The following is a 22,477-nucleotide window of genomic DNA, read 5'->3' as shown; positions in this document are numbered from 1 at the left end:
TTGGGGACCGACTCGGGAGCCGACTCAGCACCGACTCAGCGCCGACTCAGGAGACGGCTTCCGGCACGCCTCAAGCCTGTCCGACCTGCCCCATCGCCGGATCGCTGACCAGATCCTTGCCCGTTTCCATCCGCCCGGCAAAACGGCGGCGGAACGCCGGACTCGCATCGCAGGTCACGACGAAGTCGTACCAGCAGCCGGCGTCCGCGATCGCCCATTCGAACTCGACGACCTTGCCCGGCGGGACCATGCGCGTCCACGGGCCGTCATTGCGATAGGCCAGCGCCTCGGCCAAGAAGCGGACCGGCCGGCGGCCGTTGTTATGCAGCTTGACCTGCACGGTGGGCCGATCGCAAGGGGTTGTAGCAGACCTGGATTTCCGGCATGGCCTCGCCCTGCTCCGCCGCGTCGCCGACGAAGCTGCGGTGAAAGCCGTTCGGGCCCAGCACCCACAGGTCGTACTTGCCGCCGTCCGCGCCGATATCCCAGACGTCGTCGAGTGTCTTGCCGGCCTCGACCACGATGCGGCGCGGAATGCGGTCCAGATGCAGGCGGTCGTAGACGTGGAACACGGCGCCGACGCTGCGCGCGCTGGCGTTGGCAAACAGCAGCTGCAGCCGATTGTTGCGGGCATCGACGCGCGCGCTGGTGTGCAGTTCGTAGGGCAGCGCGCGCGACGGACGCGTGCCCGGGTCCTGCACCGGCAGCGCCGGCGTGGCCGGCACCGGGATCTTCGGCATGGCCTGCTGCGCGGCCGTCAGGCTGGTGGCTTCGGCGCGCGTGGTGCGGCCCGCCAACTCCGGCAGCGGGTTCGCGTTCGGCGTCGCGAAATTGAACGCGCTGGTCAGGTCCCCCGCACACCGCGCGGCGGTACGGGCTGATCTGCGGCTCCATCACGCCGAAGCGCGCCTCGAGGAAGCGGATCACGGAGGTATGGTCGAACACCTCTGAATTGACCCAGCCGCCGCGGCTCCACGGCGAGACGATCCACATCGGCACGCGCGGACCGGGGCCGTAGGGCCGGCCATCGCGGGCCGGCTGCTTCGGCGTCGCCGGCTGATAGTCGTGGTATTCGAAGGCCATCTGCGCGTCCGACAGCGTCGATTTGCCGGCGACGGTGCCATCCGGATTGCGCGACGGCGCGGTCGGCGGCGGCAGGTGGTCGAAGAAGCCGTCGTTCTCGTCGTAGTTGATGATCAGCGCGGTCTTGCTCCATACCTCGGGGTCGGAGGTCAGCGCATCGAGAATCGCCTGCACATACCAGCCGCCCTTGGCCGGGCTCGACGGCCCGGGGTGCTCGCTGAATTCGGCCGGCGGGATGATCCACGACACTTCCGGCAGGCGCCCGTTCTGCACGTCGTCGCGCAGCGACTGCAGGAAGCCGCCGTCGGCCATCGTGTTGCAGAAGCCCTTGGCAAAGGGGCTGTAGCGATCGTCGATCGCCGGATCGTAGGGCGGATTGAAGCCCGGCGCGTTGGTGTTCGACACCTGCCGCCCGGCCGGCATCTTCTCCATCTCGGCGCGCCAATGACGGAAGCTCATCATCTGGTTGCAGCCGAAGTTATCGGGGATGTTCTGGTAGACCTTCCAGCTGACGCCGGCGGCCTGCAGGCGGTCCGCATAGGTGTCCCAGGTCCAGCCTTCGGTCGACGGTCCCACGTCGGCGCCGCCGTTGAACTCGTTGACCGTCACCGCCACGTTGTCGCCGGTGGGGCCGTTGGAGCCGGTCCAGTAGAACAGGCGGTTGGCGATGGTGCCGGTATGGATGCCGCAATGGTAGGCATCGCACAGCGTGAAGGCGTCGGCCAGCGCGCGCTGGAACGTCACCTCGGCCTCGTCGTAGTAGCCCATCGACAGCGGCTGCTTGGCCACCGGCCAGCGGTCCATGCGGCCGTGGTCCCACGCCGCCTGCGAGTCGGCCCAGTTGTGCGGCGTGCCGCCGGCGCGCTGCGCGTTGCCGATCGATTCGTCGAGGTGATAAGGCGTCAGGATGTTGCCGTTGGCATCGGTCTGGTACAGCGCGGTGCGGCCATTGCGCAGCGGGATCGGGAAGCGGTCGCCGTAGCCGCGCACGCCCTTGAACGTGCCGAAATAGCTGTCGAACGAGCGGTTCTCGAGCATCACCATCACGACGTGCTTGACATCCTTGATGGTGCCCGTCGCATTGTGGGCCTCGATCGCCAGCGCGCGCCGGATGCTCGGCGGGAAGCTGGCCAGCACGGCGGCCGCGGCGCCGGTGCCCAGCGATGCCTTCAGGAATTGTCGCTTCGACGGATTGAATGTCATGGCGGATTCTTTTTCGTTGGGGACGGAGGAGAGTCAGGGCGCACAGCGGCTCGAGCAGCTGCCGGGCTTGCCGGGCAGCTTGCCGTTCGGGTTGGTGGTGTCGGGTGCGGCCGATGGCGACAGGGTCGCGCCATCGTCGCCGCCGCCACAGCCGGCCAGCAGCAGCGCGGCCAGGATGGCAGAGGCCGCGAACGGCAGCGTGGGGCCGCGCCGCCAAAGGGAAGCGAAGGAAGGGAGCATGGCTGGAGTTCCGTGGTGGGGGAAGGGACAGCGTGATTGTTGGCCTGCATTGTTGGTAGCCCAAATGTCAGTTCCTTGACACATGGGCACAACTACGAATTCTCGTTACCGATTCCACTACCGGTCTCGCGCGGCCCGCTGCTTCGCGCCGCGCTTGGCACGCCGCGTGCCGCGGGGCGCCCTTCCCCCTGGCCGTCATCGCTCTGTCATCACCTCCCCCCAGAATGCGCTCGTCATTCCAGCAAGGAGTCGACATGACCCATGCAATTGAAGTACGCGGCCTGAGCAAGTCGTTCCGAGCCGACCGCAAGGCCCTGGACGACGTCACGCTGCAGGTGGCGCCCGGTGAAATGGTGGCGCTGCTGGGGGCATCTGGCTCCGGCAAGTCGACGCTGCTGCGCCATGTGGCCGGCTTCGTCGCCGCCGACAGCGGCGAGATCCTGGTGCATGGCCGTGCCGTGCAGCGCGATGGCCGGCTGGCGGCGGACGTCCGCAAGGCGCGCGCCGAGATCGGCTTCGTGTTCCAGCAGTTCAATCTGGTCGGGCGGCTGCCCGTGATCACCAACGTGATGATCGGCATGCTGAGCCGCATCCCGAAATGGCGCGGCCTGCTTCGTTTTTTCAAGGCCGATGAACTGCGCGCCGGGCTCGATGCGCTTGCACAAGTTGGTATAGACGACTATGCCTTTCAACGTGCTTCGACGCTGTCGGGTGGCCAGCAGCAGCGCGCGGCCATCGCGCGGACGCTGGTGCAGAACGCCCGCGTGATCCTCGCCGACGAGCCGATCGCCTCGCTCGATCCGGAATCGTCGCGCCGCGTCATGTCGCTGCTCACGCAGATCAATCGCACGCACAAGGTCGCCGTGGTGGTGTCGCTGCATCAGGTCGACATCGCCATGCGCTACTGCCCGCGCGTGGTGGCGTTGCGCCATGGCAAGGTCGTCTACGACGGTCCGTCGCATGCGCTGACGCAGCGCATGCTGCGCGATCTCTACGGCACCGAGGCCGACGAGCTGCTGCATGACCTGGTGCCCGACCGGATCGCGATGCCGATCGACGGCTCGCCCGTGCCTGCCACCGTCACGATGGATCTTGCGGCCGCCTGATTTGCGGCCGCCTGATTTGCCGGCCGTCTTCCGCACCCACCCTTTCGCATCGGAGTCCCCCCATGCTTCGCAGAACCTTTTTTGCCCTGATCGCCTCGGCAATTGCCGCCGCTCCCGCCCTCGCGCAGGACGCCAGGCCGCTGAGCATCGGCTTCATCTCGACCGAGTCGTCCTCCAACCTGAAGACCGCGTGGCAGCCGCTGATCGACGATCTGAGCAAGGCGCTCGGCGTGCCGGTCAAGCCGTTCTTCGCGTCGGACTATGCCGGCATCATCGAGGGCATGCGCTTCAACAAGGTGCAGATCGCCTGGTTCGGCAACAAGTCGGCGATGGAGGCGGTCGATCGCGCCAACGGCGAGGTGTTTGCCTCGGTGATCGACAAGGACGGCAACCCCGGCTACTGGTCGCTGCTGATCGTCAACAAGGACAGCGACCTGAAGTCGGTCGAGGACGTGATCAAGCGCGGCAAGGAGCTGTCCTACGGCGCCGGCGACCCGAATTCGACCTCCGGCACGCTGGTCCCGGGGTACTACCTGTGGGCCGCCAACAAGGTCGAGCCGAAGACGCTGTTCAAGGCGGTGCGCATCGGCAACCACGAGGCGAACCTGCTGTCGGTGCTGAACAAGCAGGTCGATGTCGCGGTGAACAATACCGAGAACCTCGGCCGCTATCGCGTCAACACCGGCAAGAATCCCTATGACCAGCTGCGCGTGCTGTGGAAATCGCCGCTGATCCCAGCCGACCCGATGGTGTATCGCAAGGACCTGCCGGCCGACATGAAGCAGAAGATCCAGACCTTCTTCGTCAACTACGGCAAGGGCGCCGACGCCGCGCGCGAAAAGCAGGTGCTGGCCACGCTGACCTACCAGGGCTTCCGCCCGTCGAGCGACGCGCAGCTGGTGCCGATCCGCCAGATCGAGCTGGCCAAGGAAAAGGCCCGCATCGAATCAGACGGCACGCTGGCCGCGGCCGACAAGGAGAAGCGCCTGGCCGATGTGTCCCGCCGCCTTGCCGAGCTCGACAAGGCCGTCAGCACGCAGTGATTGTGCAGTGATGGTTCGGTGATTGCGCGGTGACCGTGCAGCAAGCGCGCAATCATCGGACAATCGTCGCGCAGTCATTGCCGATCGTCGGATATACCGCAGGGCTTGCGACGTGCCACGGCCCTGCCCCTTGCCTTCTACGGATTCCCCTCATGACCGCCACCGCCAAGCCCGGCCTGCCTTCACCGCAAGCGAGCGGCCGGCCGCCGCGCACCTCCCTGTCCGCGATGCTCGTCTGGGCCATCGTGCTCGCCATGCTGGCCCTGTCCTGGCAGGGCGCCGACATGCGCCCGCTGGATCTGCTGCGCGACTCCGGCAATATGGCGCAGTTCGCCGCCGACTTCTTCCCGCCGGACTTCCGCGACTGGCGCCACTATCTCGACGAGATGCTCGTCACCGTGCAGATCGCCGTCTGGGGCACCGCGCTGGCGGTCGCCGTCGCCGTACCGCTCGGCCTGCTGTGTTCGTCCAATATCGTGCCGGCATGGGCCTACCAGCCGGCGCGGCGCCTGATGGACGCCTCGCGCGCCATCAACGAGATGGTGTTCGCGATGCTGTTTATCGTGGCCGTCGGCCTCGGTCCGTTCGCCGGCGTGCTGGCCATCTGGATCCACACCACGGGCGTGCTGGCCAAGCTGTTCGCCGAGGCGGTCGAGGCCATCGATCCGCGTCCGGTCGAGGGCGTGCGCGCCACCGGTGCGGGCCGGCTGGAAGAGATCGTCTATGGCGTGATCCCTCAGGTGCTGCCGCTGTGGCTGTCGTTTGCGCTCTACCGCTTCGAGTCGAATGTCCGCTCGGCCTCCGTGGTCGGCATCGTCGGCGCCGGCGGCATCGGCACCGTGCTGTGGGAGATCATCCGCAGCTTCCAGTACGCACAGACCTGCGCCGTGATGCTGCTGATCATCGCCTTCGTGACGGTGATCGACGTGCTGTCCGCGCAGATCCGCAAGGTGCTGGTCTGAGGGCGAGTCGCCAAGCCGGTGGTCAGGCGCGTCGCGAGGCGGGCAGTCAAGCGAGTCGCCAGGCGGGGCGTCAGTTGAGTTCGCCGGCCCGACTGGTGGCCGGCGTCATGCCGATCGCGTTCGCCAACGCCTCGACGGCGGCTTGCAGCGCCCCGCCGTTGTCGATCTCGACAAGCCGGCAACCGGCCGGCACATCGAACGCAGCGGTGGCGCGCGCCAGGCGCCGTGCGATCGCCTCCTCCGATTCCCGGCCGCGCTGGCGCAAGCGCGCCACCAGCGCGTCCGGCGACACCCGCACATGGAGCGCGCACAGCTTCGGATAGCGCGCCACCGCTCTCGGCAGGTACTCGCGCGAGCCGTTGACCACGACCCTGATACCCCGCTCGAGCCATTGCTCGATCTCGATGCCGATGCCGTAGTGCAGGCCGTGGCTGTGCCAGTGCATCGCCATGCAGCCCAGCGCGACGCGGCGCTGAAACTCCTCCGTCGTCAGCGCGACGGAAGCCTCGTTGGCATCGGCGTGGCGCGTGATATAGCGGTGGGCCACGACGAGCCGGTCATCGTCGCCGAGGCTCTCGCGCAAGGCCCGCAGCAGCGAATCCTTGCCGCTGCCCGATGGCCCCATCAGATAGAACAGGCCCGTGCCGTCCACGCGATGCGCGTTCATGCCGACAGGTACGCCGCGCCGGCGCCATCGCAGGTACGCCCATCGAAACCGTAGTGGCGCGCCACCACGAAGTCGGCCCCGGCCTCGGGCTGCACGAACACGCTGACGCTGTCCACCCGGAGCGGCGTGTCGAGCAGCGTGCCGGCCGCCGACGACAGCTGCGCCAGCGCCGCGGCCTGCCGCTCGGCGTCCAGCATGCCGGTCAGCGTGATATGGAAGGTGAAGGCGTCGAACAGATAGGGATAGCCCCAGTCCTGCAGCATCCGCCGCTCCAGCGGGGACAGCCGCTCCGGCTTGCGCCGCGCGATCTCGTCCGGCGTGGGCGGCGCGCGAAACCGGTCCAGCTGCCGCACGCTGGCGTCGGCCAGCGCACGCATGGCGCGTACGGCTTCGGGCTCGTCAGCAAAACACCACGCCAGGAAGCCGCGCAGCGCGCCAGCGCCAGCGGAACGTCGAACGGAGTACGAGTGCGGGCGAACTCGCGCATGGCGTCGTCCAGCATCGCTGGCCCGGTCCCTTCGGCGAGGCGGAACGGCGGCTTCAGCGTAGCGTGCAGGCCGTAATGGGCTGGCGCCTCGACCCACTCGGCGGGACGCGGAGCCATCTCGCGCGGCAGCGGCAACGGCTCGCCGGTGTCGGCGTCGCGGCCGAGCCAATGCTGGCCGAAGCTGCGGTACGGTTCGTTGGGAGCCAGGTAAATGGCGTATCGATGCGCTGGCATGGTGGTGTTCGTCGGTCGGTGTGTCGAATCGGCAGGCTAGCGCGGCAAGGTGACAGGCGGATGTCTAGACCAATCGACCAGCCACGCCATCCCGCTCGCGCAGCGGCTCAGTCGTTATCCGATACGGTCAGCTGAACCCAGTCGCCGGCAAACCGCGTGATGCTGTACTGCACCGGCGCGCCGTCGATATCGACGTTCAGCGCCTCGACCTGCAGCACGGGCCTGGTCTTCGGCTGGTTCAGCAGCCGCGCGACCGGTGCGCTGGGCAGCGCCGCCGTGATGCGCGACCACTTGCGAGTGTAGTCGGCGATGCCGCATTGCGCGAGGGCGCGCGAGATCGAGCGCTGGTCGCGCAGTTGATCCTCCAGCTGCGGGAAGCGCTGGTAATCGAAGTAGTGTTCGGCCACGTCGATCGGGCGGCCTTCGGCCTTGCCGACCATCTGCACATGCAGCACCGGCGCCGTGCGCGCGATCCCCAGATGCCGCGCGACCTCGGGCAGGCGGCTGACCTGGCTGCCGACGAATTCGACATGGCCGCGTATGCCCTGCGCGGCGAGATTCTGCGAGAAGCGGGTACGCCGCGCGATCGCGTAGTCGATTGCATGCTCCTGCACGAAGGTGCCGCGGCCCTGCTCGATCCGCACCAGGCCGCTCTGCTCGAGCTCGCTCATGGCCCGCCGCACGGTATGGCGATTGACTGCAAATCGCATCGCCAGCTCGGATTCGGGCGGCAGCTGCTCGCCCGGCCCGTACAGCTTCTTGCGGATGTCATCGGCCAGCGCCTCCCCGATCTGGCGCCATACCGCGACGCCCGAGCCCCGTTCGACTTCTCGTTCCGACATCGTCGTGATTCCTCTTGTTTTTGCGCGCTGTCATTGCGCGCTGTCATTCAGCGGCCATCGCATCGTGCGATTGTGCCCGAGCCGCATGCACTCGTGCTGGTGCCCGATCACGATCCGGGCTCGTCATCAAACAGTCATCCCGCCGTGGTCTAGTAGCGCCGTGTTGTTGCAGCTGACATCTAAACGTATAGACGTATAGGGATGACGATGAAAGGCAAGATCGGCGAAAGCGGCCATATCGGTGCGATCGGTGAAAGCCGTGACAGCGCCGACGCTTCCCGGGCCGCATGGCTGCGGGTCCTGGCGCTGGCAGATACCGACGCGCTCGATGGCGCCTACCGGCGGCTGGGCCACCAGGCACCGCTGCCCGCCTACCGCCTGCTGCGCAAGCCGGAGTCCGGCATGGCGATGGTGCGCGGGCGTACCGGCGGCACTGGGGCGCAGTTCAATCTCGGCGAGATCACCGTGACGCGCTGCGCAGTGGTGCTGGAACCGGGCCCGGCGCCCACCGAAGAGGCGGCGATCGCAGGCGTGGCCTACGTCATGGGCCGCTGTGCCCGCCATGTCGAACAGGCGGCCGTGCTGGACGCGCTGCTGCAGCGGCCGGAATGGCACGCTCGCGTCCAGCAGATCGTGCTGGAACCGCTGGCGCACACGCTGGTCGAGCGCGACGCCGCGCAGGCGGCCGCCGCCGCGCAGACCCGCGTCGAATTCTTCACGATGGCCCGCGGGGAAGACTGAGATGCCGACCCTGCATTCCATGCCGAGCCAATCCACCGCGTCGCTGCTGCCCGGCTTCGACCATCCCGTCGACGACGCGCAGCAGGTCTTCCGCGCGACGCTGCAAGGCGTTCGCCCATCCCGGCCGCATCGAAGCGCTGGCGGCGGATTGCGGTGTGCCAGACGGTCTGTCTCCCGCGATGACCGCCCTGCTGCTGACGCTCGCCGATCCCGATACGCCGGTCTGGCTGCCGGCCGACATGGCCGCATCGGCCGGCGCGTTCCTGCGCTTTCACTGCGGCTGCCCACTGGTCGACGATGTCGGCGCCGCCCAGTTCGTCTGCGTGCCGGCCGGCCATGCCATGCCGGCGCTGCGGCGCTGCGCGCAGGGCGATCCCGCCTTTCCCGACCGCTCGGCCACGCTGATCGTCGAGGTCGCTTCGCTCGACGAAGGCAGCACGCTGACGCTGCGCGGCCCCGGCATCGAGACCACGCGCACGCTGCGTGTCGACGGCCTGCCCGAAGACTTCCGCCGGCAATGGCAGGCCAACCATGCCGGCTTTCCGCTGGGCGTGGACCTGCTGCTGACCGCCGGCCAACGGATCTGCGCGTTGCCGCGCACCACACTGGTGGAGGACTGACATGTACGTCGCAGTCAAGGGCGGAGAACGCGCCATCCTGAATTCATACCGCATGGTCGACGCATATCGCCGCGGCGATCCTTCCGTGCCGGAACTGACGCTGGCCCAGATCCGCGAGCAGATGCCGCTGGCCGTCTCCCGCGTGATGGCCGAGGGCTCGCTGTACGACCCGCATCTCGCCGCGCTGGCCTTGAAGCAGGCCGCCGGCGACCAGATCGAGGCGGTGTTCCTGCTGCGCGCGTATCGCACCACGCTGGCGCGCTTCGGCTACACGCTGCCGCTCGATACCGGCGCGATGCGGCTGCGCCGGCGAATCTCTTCGACCTTCAAGGACGTGCCGGGCGGGCAGGTACTCGGGCCGACCTATGACTATACGCAGCGCCTGCTGGACTTCACGCTGGAGGCCGAAGGCGCTTTGCAAGCCGGCATCGCCAATCCGAACACGGACGCGGACCTGGACGCGGACACGGACTCGGCGGAGGAAGTCCAAACGATGCCGCGCGTCACCGACCTGCTGCACGCCGACGGCCTGGTCGAGGCCGAGCCCATTCCGCCGGGCGATCCCGCCCCGGCCGACCTGACCCGCGAGCCGCTGACCTTCCCGGCCAGCCGCGCGGCACGGCTGCAGAACCTGGCGCGGGCCGACGAAGGCTTCCTGCTGTCGATGGGGTATTCGACGCAACGCGGCTACGGCAATTCGCATCCGTTTGCCGCCGAGATCCGCTATGGCACCGCGGAGGTCGAGCTGTTCGTCGAGGAACTGGGCTTTGCCGTGACCATCGGCGAGATCGAACTGACCGAATGCCAGATGATCAACGACTTCGCCGGCAACGCGGAGGAAGCGCCCTGCTTTACCCGCGGCTATGGCCTGGTGTTCGGCTACAACGAGCGCAAGGCGATGTCGATGGCGCTGGTCGATCGGGCGATGCGAGCCGCGGAGCTCGGCGAGGCCGCCGACAACCCCGCCAACGATATCGAATTCATGCTGTACCACAGCGACAACGTCGAGGCCTCGGGCTTCGTCCAGCATCTGAAGTTGCCGCACTACGTGGACTTCCAGACCAATCTCGAACTGCTGCGCCGGCTGCGCGCGCAGCGGCAAGCGGCCGAACCGCCGGCACAGGCACCGGCTGCCCCGGCAGCAGTTGCCGCCCCCCGACCACGACGCCGCCGCACCGCAATGCCAGACCCAGGAGGAGAGCGTCGCATGACCGCCGCCATCGCCCCGCTCCCCCGCGGAAGTCACCACGCGGAACGCGCACTACAACTTCGGCTATCTCGACGAATCGACCAAGCGCATGCTGCGCCGTGCCCTGCTGAAGGCGGTGGCGATTCCGGGCTACCAGGTCCCGTTCGGCAGCCGCGAGATGCCGCTGCCCTATGGCTGGGGCACCGGCGGCATCCAGGTCACCGCCGCCATCATCGGCCGGCAGGATGTGCTGAAGGTCATCGACCAGGGCTCGGACGACACCACCAATGCCATCAACATCCGCCGCTTCTTCGGCCGGGTGACCGGCGTACGCACCACCGAACGCACCACCGAGGCCAGCATCATCCAGACCCGCCATCGCGTTCCCGAAACGCCGCTGCGCGAAGGGCAGACCATGGTGTTCCAGGTGCCGATCCCCGAGCCGCTGCGCTGGCTCGAGCCGAGCGAGACCGAGACGCGCACGATGCATGCGCTGGCGGAATACGGCGCCATGCACGTCAAGCTCTACGAAGACATCGCCCGTCACGGCCATATCGCCACGACCTACGACTATCCCGTCATCGTCAACCAGCGCTACATGATGCGGCCCTCGCCGATCCCCAAGTTCGACAATCCGAAGCTCGACCGCAACCCGGCCCTGATGCTGTTCGGTGCCGGCCGCGAGAAGCGCGTGTACGCGGTGCCGCCCTACACTTCGGTCAAGAGCCTGGACTTCGCCGATCATCCCTTCACGGTCGAGAAGTGGTCGAGCTGCTGCGCGCAGTGCGGCGCCACCGACAGCTATCTGGACGAGATCATCACCGACGACGCCGGTACGCGCATGTTCGTCTGCTCGGACACCGAATACTGCGCCGATCGTCAGGCGCAACAGACCACCAAGGCAGCCGAAGCCGCCGAAGCCACCGAAGCCGCCGAGGCCGCCGATCCGGCCGCGGGAGGTGTGCGATGAACGCGACGCCATTGCTGTCGGTGCGCAGGCTGTCGCGCACCTGGGACGGCGTCCATGGCTGCCATGACGTCAGCTTCGATTTGTATCCCGGCGAAGTGCTGTGCATCGTCGGCGAATCCGGCTCGGGCAAGAGCACGCTGCTGCAGGCCCTGTCGATGCAGGCGCCGGCGCAGCGCGGCACCGTCAGCTACGACATGCGCGAGTCCGGCCTGACGGATCTCGCCACGCTGTCGAGCGCGCGCCTGCGCCTGCTGGCTCGTACCGACTGGGGCTTCGTGCACCAGCACGCCCGCGACGGCCTGCGCATGCAGGTCAGCGCCGGCGCCAATATCGCCGAGCGCCTGATGGCGGTCGGACAACGCCACTACGGCGAGCTGCGCGAGATCGCGGGCGCCTGGCTTGAAAAGATGGAGATCGACCTGGCGCGGCTGGACGACACGCCCCATGCCTTCTCCGGCGGCATGCAGCAGCGCCTGCAGATCGCGCGCAATCTGGTCACGCATCCGCGCCTGGTCTTCATGGACGAGCCCACGGCCTCGCTCGACGTCTCGGTACAGGCGCGCTTGCTCGACCTGCTGCGCCGGCTGGTATCGGACCTCGACCTCGCCGCCATCCTGGTGACGCACGACCTGGCCGTCGCGCGGCTGCTGGCCCACCGCACGCTGGTGATGCAAGGCGGGCGCGTGGTCGAGCAAGGGCTGACCGACCAGATCCTCGACGACCCGCAGCATCCGTATACGCAGCTGCTGGTCTCTTCCATTCTGCAGGGTTGAACCATGAGTCAAGCACAGCAGGCACAGCATGCACAGACGCTGATCGAGGTCCGCGGCCTTGGCAAGATGTTCACCTTGCACAACCAGGGCGGCATCCGGCTGCCGGTGCTGCAGTCGGTCGATTTCGAGGCGGCGCGAGGCGAATGCCTGGTGCTGTCGGGTCGCTCCGGCACAGGTAAAAGCACCTTGCTGCGATGCCTGTACGGCAACTACCTGGCCACCGAAGGCAGTATCCGGCTGCGTGATACCAGCGCGGAAGGCGCACCCTGGGTCGAGCTGACCCACGCGCCGGAGCAACGCGTGCTGAGGCTGCGCCGCGACGTGATCGGCTACGTCAGCCAGTTCCTGCGCGCGATTCCGCGTGTCGGCGCGCTCGACGTCGTGGCCGAGCCGCTGCAGCAGCGCGGCGTCGACCGCAACGTGGCGCGCGGGCGCGCCGCGGCGCTGCTGGAACGCCTCAACCTGCCGCGCCGGTTGTGGGAGCTGCCGCCGGCGACCTTCTCCGGCGGCGAACAGCAGCGCGTCAATATCGCGCGCGGGCTGATCGGCGGCCATCCGATCCTGCTGCTGGACGAGCCCACCGCCTCGCTCGATGCCGACAACCGCGCCGTGGTCATCGAGCTGATCCGCGAAGCGCTGGCCGAGGGCCGCTGCCTGATCGGCATCTTCCACGACGAAGCCGTCCGCGATGCGGTCGCCACGCGCCTGCTGACGTTGCAGCCGGCCACCGCGATCGCGTGATTCGTGCCCAACCAACCCCTATCCGCACCCTCGCCCAAACCGACACGGAGCCGGACATGTCCGCCACTTACCTGACGCACGTCACCCTGGTGCTGCCCGACCGCGTGCTGCAAGACAGCGCGCTGCTGATCGAGGATGGGCGCATCGCCGCCATCGAACCGGACCCCGCCACGGTGCCGGCGCTGGCCAACGTGGTGGCGCTGCCCGGCCACACGGTGATGCCCGGCCTGATCGACGTCCATTGCGACGCGATCGAGAAGGAAGTGGAACCGCGCGCCAACGTGCTGTTCCCGATGGACTTCGCGGTGGCGCAGGTCGACCGGCGCAACGCGGCGGCCGGCATCACCACGCCCTACCATGCGCTGTCCTTCGCCAACAACCAGTTCGGCGTGCGCAACAACGACACGGCCGCCGCGCTGGTGCGCACCGTGGCGGCGTATCGCGACCACAGCCTGGTCGACAACCGCATCCACTGCCGCTACGAAGTCACCGATTCGGCCGCGGTGCCGGTGCTCGAGATGCTGATGCTGGAGGGCGTCGTCGACCTGCTGTCGGTGATGGACCATTCGCCGGGACAGGGCCAGTTCAAGACCCTCGACGCGTACCTCGCCTACATGGTCGGCAACCATGGCATGAGCCGCGAGGAAGCGGCGGACGCCGCGGCGAAGAAGGCCGAGCAGCGCGACGGCGCACACGAACGGGTGCGCCGGCTGCTGTCCCGCGCGCATGAACTCGGCGTGCCGACGGCCAGCCACGACGACGATTCGCCGCAGCGGATCGCGGCGATGCAGGCCCTCGGCGTGCGGATGAGCGAGTTTCCGATCAACCTCGACACCGCACAGGCGGCCGCCGCGCAGGCCTTGCCGACGATCTTCGGCGCGCCCAACGTACTGCGCGGCCGCAGCCAGAGCGGCTCGATGCGCGCGATCGATGCGATCCAGGCGGGGGTCGGTCATATCCTGTGTTCCGACTACCAGCCGTCGACGCTGATCGCCGCCGCGTTTGCCGCGGCCCGCCTGGCCGAGCTGCCGCTGAACGAGGCGGCTGCGCTGGTCACCGCCAATCCCGCCGAAGCGTGCCTGTTGCACGATCGGGGCCGCCTGGCGCCGGGCCTGCGCGCGGACGTGATTGCGGTCGCCCATGTGGCCGGGCAACCGATGATCACGCATACGTGGTCGGCGGGCCGGCTGGTTTTCGCGGCGGGGTATCGGGCATTGCCGGGCAGCGCCGGGCGGCCAGCGATGCGGGAGAAGGTGTTCGAGACGGTGTGATTGGAGGCCGCGCTGGCTCGCCGCTCACGGCTCGCGGCTCGCGGCTGATGGCTGATGGCTGCGGGCGGCTGGCTGCTGGCGGCTGGCGGTCAGCTATCGGCGGTTGGCGGTTGGCGGTTGGCGGTTGGCGGTTGGCGGTCGGCGGTTGGCGGTTGGCGGTTGGCGGTTGGCGGTTGGCGGTCGGCGGTCGGCGGTCGGCGGTCGGCGGTCGGCGGTTGGCGGTTGGCGGTCGGCGGTCGGCGGTCGGCGGTCGGCGGTCGGCGGTCGGCGGTCGGCGGTCGGCGGCGGCGTCAGTGTGCGGGGCGGTCCGTCACCGTACGAATGAAGTCCACCACCGTGGCATGCCCGGACGCCAGGCAGGCCGCGCCAACCACCGGCTCCCAGAACGCCTCGGAACCGTGGGCCATCCGCCATTGATGCAGCCGCCGGGTCAGCAACTGCAAATCGTATTCCTCGGTGATGCCGATCGCGCCGTGCAAGGCGTGCGCGACGGCGGCGATGCTCGCGGCGGCCTCGCTGGTGCGAGCCTTCGCCACGGCCGCCGCAACGCGGTCGGGCTGGTCGCCATCGCCAGAAAAGGCAATTTGCGCGGCGATATGGCTGGCGGCCACCAGTTCGGCCATCACGCTGAGTTGGTGCTGCACCGCCTGGAACTTGCCGATCGCGCGGCCGAACTGCGTGCGGTCGTTGCAGTATTGCAGCGTGAGATCGAACACCCGACGCGCGGCGCCGGCGATCAGCGCGGCATGCAGCGCGGCGCCCCATGCCCCGACGTCGGCACCGGAGGCCGGCACGGGCTCGGGCACCGACTGCGGCGGCCAGCGCAGCGTCGCAGCCTGGTCGCGGTGCACGCCGGTAGCAATACGGCTTGCCGCGCCGGCATCGAGCAGCAACAGCCCGTCGTCCAGGCCCAGCACCACGTGGTCGGCGATCGCACCGTACGGCGTGATCGGGCACACCACCCCGCCATCGGCTTCGCGCACGCCGGCCTGTGCCAGCGTGGTCATTCCCGGCGGAACGGCGAGCCCGGCGCGGCGCAGCAACGCCCGCGCGACCACCGACTGCGCCAGCGGCACCGGCAGCGGATGGCGCCCCATGGCGATCAGCACGGGCGCGAGCTCGTGCAGTGCCAGCCCGGCGCCACCGTCCTGCTCGGGCACGAACAGCTCCAGGAATCCGGCATCGGCGATGGCATCCCACAATCCTCGCGGATTGCCGCCGTCCTCGATGGCCCGCACCGCGGCGCTCGTGCAGGCATCCCGCAGAATCGATTCGATCGCTTCGACGAACATGGTGGTCTCTCCTCGCGCCTGACGTCCTCGCGCCCTGACGCGTCAATGCCCTAACGCTCTAACGCTCTAACGCCCTAACGCAGTCCCAGGCTGCGGGCGATCATGCCACGCAGGATTTCGCGGGTCCCGCCGCGCAGCGAGAACGTTGGCGAAATCTGGCTCAGATAGCTCACGGTGCGATACAAGTCCGCGTCGGCAAGGGACCGTGGATCGCCCGCGACGACGGCCTCCAGTGCGGCCGGAATCTGCTGCTCCAGCGTCGTGCCCAGGTCCTTGACCAACGCGGCCTCCGCCACGGGACTTTCGCCGGCCGCCAGCCGCGCGGTCACCGCGATCGACATCTGCCGCAGCGTGGCCAGCTGCGCGCAGAAGCGCCCCAGCAGCGCCTGCTGTTCCGGTGTCGCGCCATCGCGGCGAAGGCGCGCCGCCCACAGGTCCAGCAGTACCACGCTCGAGTAGATCCGTTCCGGCCCGCTGCGCTCGAAGGCCAGTTCGGCATTGACCTGTTCCCAGCCGCTGCCTTCGTTGCCGATCAGCGCATCGTCGCCCAGCGGCACGTTGTCGAATACGACCTCGGCGAAATGCGCGTCGCCGGTCAGGTCCTCGATCGGCCGCACGGTGACGCCGGGCAACGACAGGTCGACGATGAACTGCGACAGCCCTTTCTGCTTGTCCTCCGGCACGCCGGAGGTGCGCACCAGCGCGATCATGTACTGGCAGTGCGGGGCATTGGTGGTCCAGATCTTCTGGCCGTTCAGCGACCAGCCCCCGGCCGTGCGGGTCGCGCGGCTGCGCACGCTGGCCAGGTCCGAGCCCGAATTGGGCTCGCTCATGCCGATGCAGAAGAAGCTCTCGCCGCGACAGATCGCCGGCAGATGGCGGCGCTTCTGCGCCTCGTTGCCGTAGCGAAGGATCAGCGGGCCGCTCTGGCGATCGGCGATCCAGTGGGCCGCGACCGGGGCGCCGGCGGCCAGCAATTCCTCCACCAGCACGAAGCGGCGGAACGGATCGAGCCCCGCGCCGCCGTATTCGGGCGGCAGCGTGATGCCGACCCAGCCGCGCGTCGCCAGCCGGCGACTGAAGGCGGCGTCGAACCCCATCCAGGACCGCGCGCGGCGATCGGCCGGCGCGTCGGGCAACTGGTCGGAGAGAAAGCGTTTGACTTCGGTGCGGAAGGCTTCCGCCTCGCGCGGCAGGCTCGCACGGACGAAGCTATCGAGAAGGCTGGACACTGCGTCTGGCTCCGATGCGTTCGATGTTTGGCAGGTTCATGGTGGTTTCCAGGGGCTCACACCTCCGATGCCGTGAGGGGCGTGATGGGCGTGATGGGCGTGAGGGGCGTGAGGGGCGTGAGGGGCGTGAGGGGCGTGATTGGCGTGATTGGCGTGATCGGCTTCACTGGCCTCGATGGCGTCAATATCGCATCTGGATCAGCCAGGTCGCCACCATCGCCGGCCGCTCCGCGCCCTCGACCTGCAGCTCGACCTGCCAGAAACACCGCACCTCCCCCGGCCGCACGTCCTCGATCCGCTGCAGCGCGAAGGTGCCACGCAGCCGCGAGCCGGCCGGCACCGCGCCGGTGAAGCGGACGCGGTCGAAGCCGTAGTTCAGCGACAGCTTGCGATTGGGGAAGCGGTAGCACTGCCCGAACGCGGCGGTGACCATCGACAGCGTCAGCAGCCCGTGGGCGATCGTGCAACCGTACGGCGACTCGACGGCCGCGCGCACCGGATCGACGTGGATCCACTGCCGGTCCTGCGTCAGCTCGGCGAACGTATCGATGATGCGCTGATCGAGCGTGAAATAGCCGCTGACCGCCGCGGGCGCGCCGACCGCCGCGCGCAGTTCGTCCAAGGATCCGATGCTCTGCATGCCCTCAGTCCGCCTTCAGGTCCACGGGTCAGATCACGCCCTTGGCGCGCAGCGCGTCGAGTCGCGCGTCGTCGAAGCCGAGCTTGTCGCGCAGCACCGTCTCGGTATGCTCGCCCAGCGTCGGCGCGGCGCGTTCGTACTGGATCGGCGTGGCCGACAACCGGATCGGATTGGCCAGCCCCGGGGCCTGCACGCCTGCTCCGTGCGGCAGCGACAGCTGCATGCCGCGATGGCGCACCTGCTCGTCCTCGAACACCTGCTGCATGTTGTAGATTGGCCCGCACGGCACGTTGGCCGCCTCCATGCGTTCTACCCACTCCGTCATCGTGCGCGTCAGCATCGCTTCGGCGATCTGCGGAATCAACGCGTCGCGGTTGCGGTTGCGTTGGCCGGCGGAGGTGAAGCGCGGATCCGTGGCCAGTTCCGGCCGGCCGATCACCTCGCACAGCGCGCGGTATTGCGCGTCGTTGCCGACCGCGACGATGACGTCGCCCTCGCGGCAGCGGAACACCTGGTACGGCACCATGTTCGAATGCGCGTTGCCCATGCGCTGCGGGATCTTGCCGGACAGGAAGTAGTTGATCGCCTGGTAGGAGTTGATGGTCACCACGCAGTCGAGCAGCGCCATGTCGATGTACTGTCCTTCGCCGCTGACGTTGCGATGCTCCAGCGCCGCCAGGATCGCGGTGCTCGCATACATGCCCGTCAGCAGGTCCGTGATGGCGATGCCCGATTTGATGGGGCCGCCGCCGGGCTCGTCGTCCGGCAGGCCAGTGATGCTCATCAGCCCGCCCATGCCCTGGAACACGAAGTCGTAGCCGGGCAGCGCGGCATAGGGACCCGACTGGCCGAAGCCGGTGATCGAGCAGTAGACCAGCCGCGGATTGAGCGCGCGCAGGTCGTCGTAGCCCAGGCCGTAGCGCGCCAGCGTGCCGACCTTGTAGTTCTCCACCACGACATCCGCCTCGCGCGCCAGCTCGCGGATGATCTGCTGACCCTCCGGCGCGGCCAGATCGACGGTAATGGACTTCTTGCCGCGATTGGCGCTGAGAAAGTACGACGAATCGGCGGTTTCCCGACCCTCGGGATCCTTCAGGAACGGCGGGCCCCAGGCGCGCGTATCGTCGCCGACGCGCGGACGTTCGACCTTGATGACTTCGGCGCCCATGTCGGCCAGGTTCTGCGTCGCCCATGGGCCGGCCAGAATGCGGGTCAGGTCCAGAACCTTGATATGTGCCAGTGCGCCTTTCAACGGTGGTCTCCTGTGGCTGCGATCGGGCTGCGATCGGGCTGCGATCGGGATGCGATCGGGATGCGATCGGGATGCGATCGGGATGCGAATGCGGCAAGCGTAGTGAAGGCCTACGCGCGGCGTCCAATATCGAATCGCCATCGATTGATAGCGATCGTTTATCGCGGAGGGCCCGCAAGGCGCACCCGGATGGGTGATGCAGCGATAAGTTTTGTATATCGCCAGGCGTCGAATTCATATTGGACACGCCGCGGAAGTGTCTCTTAGCCTTGCGCTCAAGCCTCGCAGCCATGACGGGGCGCCGACTGGAGAGAGACATGCTGATGACCCGCCCGGGGCGGCTGCTGGCCGCCGCCCTCTGCCTGGCCGCGCTTTTCTTGAGCCTTGCCGCCCCCGCCCGCGCCGACTATCCGAACCGGCCGATCCGTCTCGTCGTGTCATTCCCACCCGGCAGCGGCACCGATTCCACCGCCCGCTATGTCGCACGCAAGCTCGAGGAAAAGACCGGCCAGTCGGTGGTGGTCGAAAACCGGCCGGGCGGCAACAGCTTTATCGCGGTGCAGACCGTGACGCGCGCGGAGCCCGACGGCTACACGCTGCTGCTGGCGAGCAATTCGCCGGTGGCGACCAACGTCGCGATGTTCCGCCAGCTGCCCTACGATCCGGTCGGAGAACTGGCGCCAGTCGCGCGGCTCGGGGTCGGCGCGATGGCGCTGGTGGTCAATCCGGCTTCGCCGTTCCATACGGTGGCGGAACTCGTCGCGCATGCCCGTCAGCAGCCGGGCAAGCTCAATTACGGCGCTGGCAGCGCGTCCTATCAGATCGCGACGGAACTGTTCCTGACGCAGGGCCAGATCAAGGCGAACCACGTGCCCTACAGGGGCGCGGCGCCGGCGCTGACCGATGTCGCCGCGGGCCAGGTCGATTTCGCCTTCGCCGACTACGGCGCAGTGCTCCCCTCTGCTGCAGGCGGGCAAGCTGCGGCTGCTGGCAGTGACCAGCGAAAAACGGCTGGCGACCCAGCCGAATGCGCCTACGCTGCAGGAGAGCGGTTTCCCCGGCTATTTCATGGTGAACTGGACCGCGGCCTTCGCACCCGCCAAAAACGCCGCGCCCGGTGGTCGAGAAGTTGGAGAGGCTGCTGCTGGACATCAACGCCGCGCCCGAGACGGCGGAGTTCTTCGCCCGCACCAACTGGGATGTCTTTACCGGCAACGCCGCCGAGCTGCGGCGCTTCCAGTTGGCGGAGATCCGCAAATGGTCGGATGCGGCGGCGCGTGCCGGCATTCCGAAACAATAGCGCGGACCGACGACAAACAACGACGACGACAACAACGACGCCCGCCGTCGGCAACCCACCCAACGAGGACCACCATGAGCCAGTTCCTGGACTATGCGCAACAGGGTCATATCGTGACCCTTACCCTGAACGAGCCCGCACGCCGCAACCCGCTGACCGGCAACACCGCGGTGGCCGAACTGGTCGAAGCGGTGAACCGCATCGATGGCGACGACTCGGTGCGCGCGGTGATCCTGACCGGCGCCGGCACTGTGTTCTCGACCGGCGGCGACATCCGCGACATGGAGCGCCAGGCGTCGGGCACGGTGCCCGGCATGGAGATCCGGCGCGACTATCGCCGCGGCATCCAGCGGGTGCCGCTGGCCCTGTTCAATCTGGAGGTGCCGGTGATCGCCGCGGTCAACGGCCCGGCCATGGGCGCGGGACTGGACCTCGCCTGCATGTGCGATCTGCGCATTGCGTCGGAGACCGCGCAATTCGCCGAGAGCTTCGTGCGGCTGGGCATCATTCCCGGCGATGGCGGCGCCTGGCTGCTGCCGCGCATCGTCGGCCTGTCGCGCGCCGCCGAAATGATCTTCACCGGCCTGCCGATCGATGCCGCACGCGCGCTGGAATGGAACCTGGTGTCCCAGGTGGTCCCGGCCGACCAGTTGCTGCCGACCGCGATGCGGCTGGCCGAGGCGATCGCCGCCAATCCGCCGCAAGCGGTGCGCCTGGCCAAGCGGCTGCTGCGCGAGGGCATGCACACGCGGCTCGACACGCTGCTGGAGATGTCCGCGACCTTCCAGGCGATGTGCCACCAGACCGAGGAGCACCGGCAGGCAGTGACGGCCTTCCTCGAGAAACGGAAACCGGTGTCCCGAAGCTGAGCGGCCGGGCGCGGCAGCGGCGATCGGTAAGATGTGGGCTTCGCCACTGCCCGCGCGCCGCCCTGCCCCATGGATTTCCGACGTATCCGGCATTTCGTCGTTCTCGCGGGAAACGCTGAACTTTCGCCGCGCCGCCGAACGGCTGCATATCGCCCAACCCGCGCTGACCGTTTCGATCCAGAAACTGGAACAGGAGCTGGAGACGCAATTGTTCGTGCGCGAGACGCGCGGTGTCACGCTGACGCCGAGCGGCCACGCGGCGCTCGCCGAGGCGCGGCGCATTCTGTTCCATGCCGGCCATTTTCGCGAGGCGGCGCACGCCGCGGCCAGCGGCATGGGCGGAACGCTGCGTATCGGTTTCGTCGGCTCGACCACCTATCACTTGCTGCCGCAACTGGTGTCGCACTTTCGTGCCGAGTATCCCGCGGTGGAACTGACGCTGAAGGAGGCCACCTCGGCGTCGATCGTCAAGCAGCTCGAGGACGAGGCGCTGGACGTCGGGCTGGTGCGCATCCCGCTGCTGCAGGCCGGCAGGATTACACTTGCCCCGCTGGAGCACGACCGCTTCGTCGCCGCGCTGCCGCGCCATCATCCGCTGGCCGGGCACGGATCGCTGACGTTGTCCGAGCTGGCCGGCGAACGCTTCGTGATGTACGCCCGCGAGGAAGCCTCGGGGCTGCATGCGGCGGCGATGACGGCCTGCCAGCTGGGCGGCTTCCAGCCCCGCATCGCGCAGATCGCGACGCAGATCCAGACCGTGATGGCGCTGGTGGAAAGCGGGCTCGGCATCGCGCTGGTGCCATCGATCATGCATCGCTTCGCCAACGAGCGGCTGGTGTGTATTCCGGTGGACGACATGCCCGGTGCCGCCGGCATCGGGCTGGCGCTGGCCTATTGCGACGAAACCGAGACCCCGGCGGGACGGCATTTCCGCCAGGTCGCGCAGTGCGCCTTTCCCATCCAGGGATCGGCCGGGGCGCCATCGTTGCGCTGACGTCCGCGCGGCACGGCACGCCGGAGACGGCGTGCTACATTGCCCTCGTACCGCGGACCCGCGCACATACCCGCGCACATGCCCTTGCACATACCCGCGCACATGCCCTTGCACATACCCGCGCACATGCCCTTGCACATACCCGCGCACATGCCCTTGCACATACGCGCATACATACCCGCACACATCTCCGCACCCACGCACCGATGAAGACGCTGCTGATCGTCTACCACACGATGACCGGAGGCACGCAGCAGATGGCCGAAGCCGCCGCCAATGCCGCGCGGACGCAGCCGGACGTCGAGGTCAGGCTGCTGCGCGCCACCGAGGCGCAGCCCGACGATGTGCTGAACGCCGACGGCTATCTGTTCGCCACGCCGGAGAACCTGGCCGCGATGTCCGGACTGATGAAGGACTTCTTCGATCGCTGCTATTACCCGGTGCTAGACCGGGTCAATGGCCGCCCCTATGCCGCGATGATCTGCGCCGGCAGCGACGGCCAGAATGCGCTGCGCCAGCTCGACCGCATCGCCACCGGCTGGCGTTTGCGCTCCGTGGCGCCCGGGCTGATCGTCTGCACGCATGCGCAGACGCCGGAGCGCATCCTCGCACCGAAGCAGATCGGGGCCGACGACCTCGCGCGCTGCGCGGAACTCGGCGAAGGCCTCGCCGGCGGGCTGGCGCTGGGGGTGTTCTGAGGGATCAGGTTTTAGCCGGCGCGACGCA

Annotated in this window: 18 protein-coding genes and 5 pseudogenes; 14 read left to right on the top strand and 9 right to left on the bottom strand. The window is 68.2% G+C overall.

The annotated features are described in order from the left end of the window. Window positions 1–70: 70 nt before the first annotated feature. Window positions 71–2,286: pseudogene (locus OJJOAM_RS22470) on the bottom strand (phosphocholine-specific phospholipase C). A 33-nt stretch (window positions 2,287–2,319) separates the two neighbouring features. Beyond that, entirely contained in the window at window positions 2,320–2,526 is a 207-nt protein-coding gene (locus tag OJJOAM_RS22465) for a hypothetical protein (RefSeq protein WP_422649899.1), read from the bottom strand. A gap of 254 nt (window positions 2,527–2,780) precedes the next feature. On the opposite strand from OJJOAM_RS22465, the gene phnC reads away from it, so the two are divergent. From phnC to phnE, 3 genes are all read left to right on the top strand, one after another. Further along, a complete protein-coding gene (gene phnC, locus OJJOAM_RS22460) occupies window positions 2,781–3,632 on the top strand; it encodes a phosphonate ABC transporter ATP-binding protein (RefSeq protein ID WP_422649898.1) in 852 nt (283 codons plus the stop codon). Window positions 3,633–3,694: 62 nt separating this feature from the next. Then, window positions 3,695–4,675 (top strand): phosphonate ABC transporter substrate-binding protein, encoded by a 981-nt coding sequence (gene phnD, locus OJJOAM_RS22455; RefSeq protein WP_422649897.1) that lies wholly within the window; start codon window positions 3,695–3,697, stop codon window positions 4,673–4,675. A 152-nt stretch (window positions 4,676–4,827) separates the two neighbouring features. Next, the gene (gene phnE / locus OJJOAM_RS22450; RefSeq protein WP_422649896.1) at window positions 4,828–5,637 is read left to right on the top strand and encodes a phosphonate ABC transporter, permease protein PhnE; all 810 of its coding nucleotides are present in this window, start codon (window positions 4,828–4,830) and stop codon (window positions 5,635–5,637) included. A gap of 70 nt (window positions 5,638–5,707) precedes the next feature. On the opposite strand, the gene phnN is transcribed toward phnE, so the two are convergent. From phnN to phnF, 3 genes and pseudogenes are all read right to left on the bottom strand, one after another. Further along, the gene (phnN, locus tag OJJOAM_RS22445) at window positions 5,708–6,304 is read right to left on the bottom strand and encodes a phosphonate metabolism protein/1,5-bisphosphokinase (PRPP-forming) PhnN (RefSeq protein ID WP_422649895.1); all 597 of its coding nucleotides are present in this window, start codon (window positions 6,302–6,304) and stop codon (window positions 5,708–5,710) included. Next, window positions 6,301–7,025: pseudogene (locus OJJOAM_RS22440) on the bottom strand (DUF1045 domain-containing protein). Before OJJOAM_RS22440 ends, phnN begins: the two are co-directional and overlap by 4 nt. Window positions 7,026–7,132: 107 nt before the next feature. Next, window positions 7,133–7,867 carry a phosphonate metabolism transcriptional regulator PhnF gene (gene phnF / locus OJJOAM_RS22435; protein ID WP_422649894.1) on the bottom strand — a complete coding sequence of 245 codons (735 nt, stop codon included), beginning with the start codon at window positions 7,865–7,867 and terminating at the stop codon, window positions 7,133–7,135. 207 nt (window positions 7,868–8,074) lie between these two features. On the opposite strand from phnF, the gene phnG reads away from it, so the two are divergent. The 7 genes and pseudogenes from phnG (at window position 8,075) to OJJOAM_RS22400 (ending at window position 14,172) form a co-directional block, all read left to right on the top strand. Further along, a complete protein-coding gene (gene phnG / locus OJJOAM_RS22430; RefSeq protein ID WP_422649893.1) occupies window positions 8,075–8,608 on the top strand; it encodes a phosphonate C-P lyase system protein PhnG in 534 nt (177 codons plus the stop codon). 1 nt (window position 8,609) lies between these two features. Continuing rightward, window positions 8,610–9,228: pseudogene (gene phnH, locus OJJOAM_RS22425) on the top strand (phosphonate C-P lyase system protein PhnH). A 1-nt stretch (window position 9,229) separates the two neighbouring features. Then, a pseudogene (locus OJJOAM_RS22420) lies at window positions 9,230–10,405 on the top strand (carbon-phosphorus lyase complex subunit PhnI); the annotation flags it as partial. A gap of 121 nt (window positions 10,406–10,526) precedes the next feature. After that, entirely contained in the window at window positions 10,527–11,387 is an 861-nt protein-coding gene (locus OJJOAM_RS22415) for an alpha-D-ribose 1-methylphosphonate 5-phosphate C-P-lyase PhnJ (RefSeq protein ID WP_422649892.1), read from the top strand. Then, window positions 11,384–12,160 carry a phosphonate C-P lyase system protein PhnK gene (gene phnK, locus OJJOAM_RS22410; protein WP_422651024.1) on the top strand — a complete coding sequence of 259 codons (777 nt, stop codon included), beginning with the start codon at window positions 11,384–11,386 and terminating at the stop codon, window positions 12,158–12,160. The genes OJJOAM_RS22415 and phnK overlap by 4 nt, the downstream gene beginning before the upstream one ends. A 3-nt stretch (window positions 12,161–12,163) precedes the next feature. Continuing rightward, entirely contained in the window at window positions 12,164–12,901 is a 738-nt protein-coding gene (gene phnL, locus OJJOAM_RS22405) for a phosphonate C-P lyase system protein PhnL (RefSeq protein WP_422649891.1), read from the top strand. Between the two features lie 56 nt (window positions 12,902–12,957). Continuing rightward, entirely contained in the window at window positions 12,958–14,172 is a 1,215-nt protein-coding gene (locus OJJOAM_RS22400; RefSeq protein WP_422649890.1) for an alpha-D-ribose 1-methylphosphonate 5-triphosphate diphosphatase, read from the top strand. A gap of 290 nt (window positions 14,173–14,462) precedes the next feature. Here OJJOAM_RS22400 and OJJOAM_RS22395 read toward each other — a convergent pair whose 3' ends face one another. The 4 genes from OJJOAM_RS22395 to OJJOAM_RS22380 form a co-directional block, all read right to left on the bottom strand. Next, window positions 14,463–15,464: an acyl-CoA dehydrogenase family protein gene (locus tag OJJOAM_RS22395; RefSeq protein WP_422649889.1), complete on the bottom strand. Its 1,002-nt coding sequence runs from the start codon at window positions 15,462–15,464 to the stop codon at window positions 14,463–14,465. A gap of 74 nt (window positions 15,465–15,538) precedes the next feature. Next, complete coding sequence (locus OJJOAM_RS22390) at window positions 15,539–16,696, bottom strand: acyl-CoA dehydrogenase family protein (protein WP_422649888.1); 1,158 nt, start codon at window positions 16,694–16,696, stop codon at window positions 15,539–15,541. A 181-nt stretch (window positions 16,697–16,877) separates the two neighbouring features. After that, a complete protein-coding gene (locus OJJOAM_RS22385) occupies window positions 16,878–17,336 on the bottom strand; it encodes a MaoC family dehydratase (RefSeq protein ID WP_422649887.1) in 459 nt (152 codons plus the stop codon). Between the two features lie 28 nt (window positions 17,337–17,364). Continuing rightward, the gene (locus tag OJJOAM_RS22380) at window positions 17,365–18,588 is read right to left on the bottom strand and encodes a CaiB/BaiF CoA transferase family protein (RefSeq protein ID WP_422649886.1); all 1,224 of its coding nucleotides are present in this window, start codon (window positions 18,586–18,588) and stop codon (window positions 17,365–17,367) included. 323 nt (window positions 18,589–18,911) lie between these two features. On the opposite strand from OJJOAM_RS22380, the pseudogene OJJOAM_RS22375 reads away from it, so the two are divergent. The 4 genes and pseudogenes from OJJOAM_RS22375 (at window position 18,912) to OJJOAM_RS22360 (ending at window position 22,449) form a co-directional block, all read left to right on the top strand. Beyond that, window positions 18,912–19,888: pseudogene (locus OJJOAM_RS22375) on the top strand (Bug family tripartite tricarboxylate transporter substrate binding protein). A gap of 74 nt (window positions 19,889–19,962) precedes the next feature. Then, window positions 19,963–20,757: a crotonase/enoyl-CoA hydratase family protein gene (locus OJJOAM_RS22370; RefSeq protein WP_422649885.1), complete on the top strand. Its 795-nt coding sequence runs from the start codon at window positions 19,963–19,965 to the stop codon at window positions 20,755–20,757. 31 nt (window positions 20,758–20,788) lie between these two features. Next, window positions 20,789–21,751 carry a LysR substrate-binding domain-containing protein gene (locus tag OJJOAM_RS22365; RefSeq protein ID WP_422649884.1) on the top strand — a complete coding sequence of 321 codons (963 nt, stop codon included), beginning with the start codon at window positions 20,789–20,791 and terminating at the stop codon, window positions 21,749–21,751. A 206-nt stretch (window positions 21,752–21,957) separates the two neighbouring features. Beyond that, window positions 21,958–22,449 (top strand): flavodoxin family protein, encoded by a 492-nt coding sequence (locus OJJOAM_RS22360; protein ID WP_422649883.1) that lies wholly within the window; start codon window positions 21,958–21,960, stop codon window positions 22,447–22,449. Window positions 22,450–22,477: the final 28 nt, after the last annotated feature.

It is taken from the genome of Cupriavidus sp. H18C1 (assembly GCF_049311595.1).
Classification (GTDB): domain Bacteria; phylum Pseudomonadota; class Gammaproteobacteria; order Burkholderiales; family Burkholderiaceae; genus Cupriavidus; species Cupriavidus cauae.
This window is presented reverse-complemented; position numbering and strand designations above follow the sequence as displayed.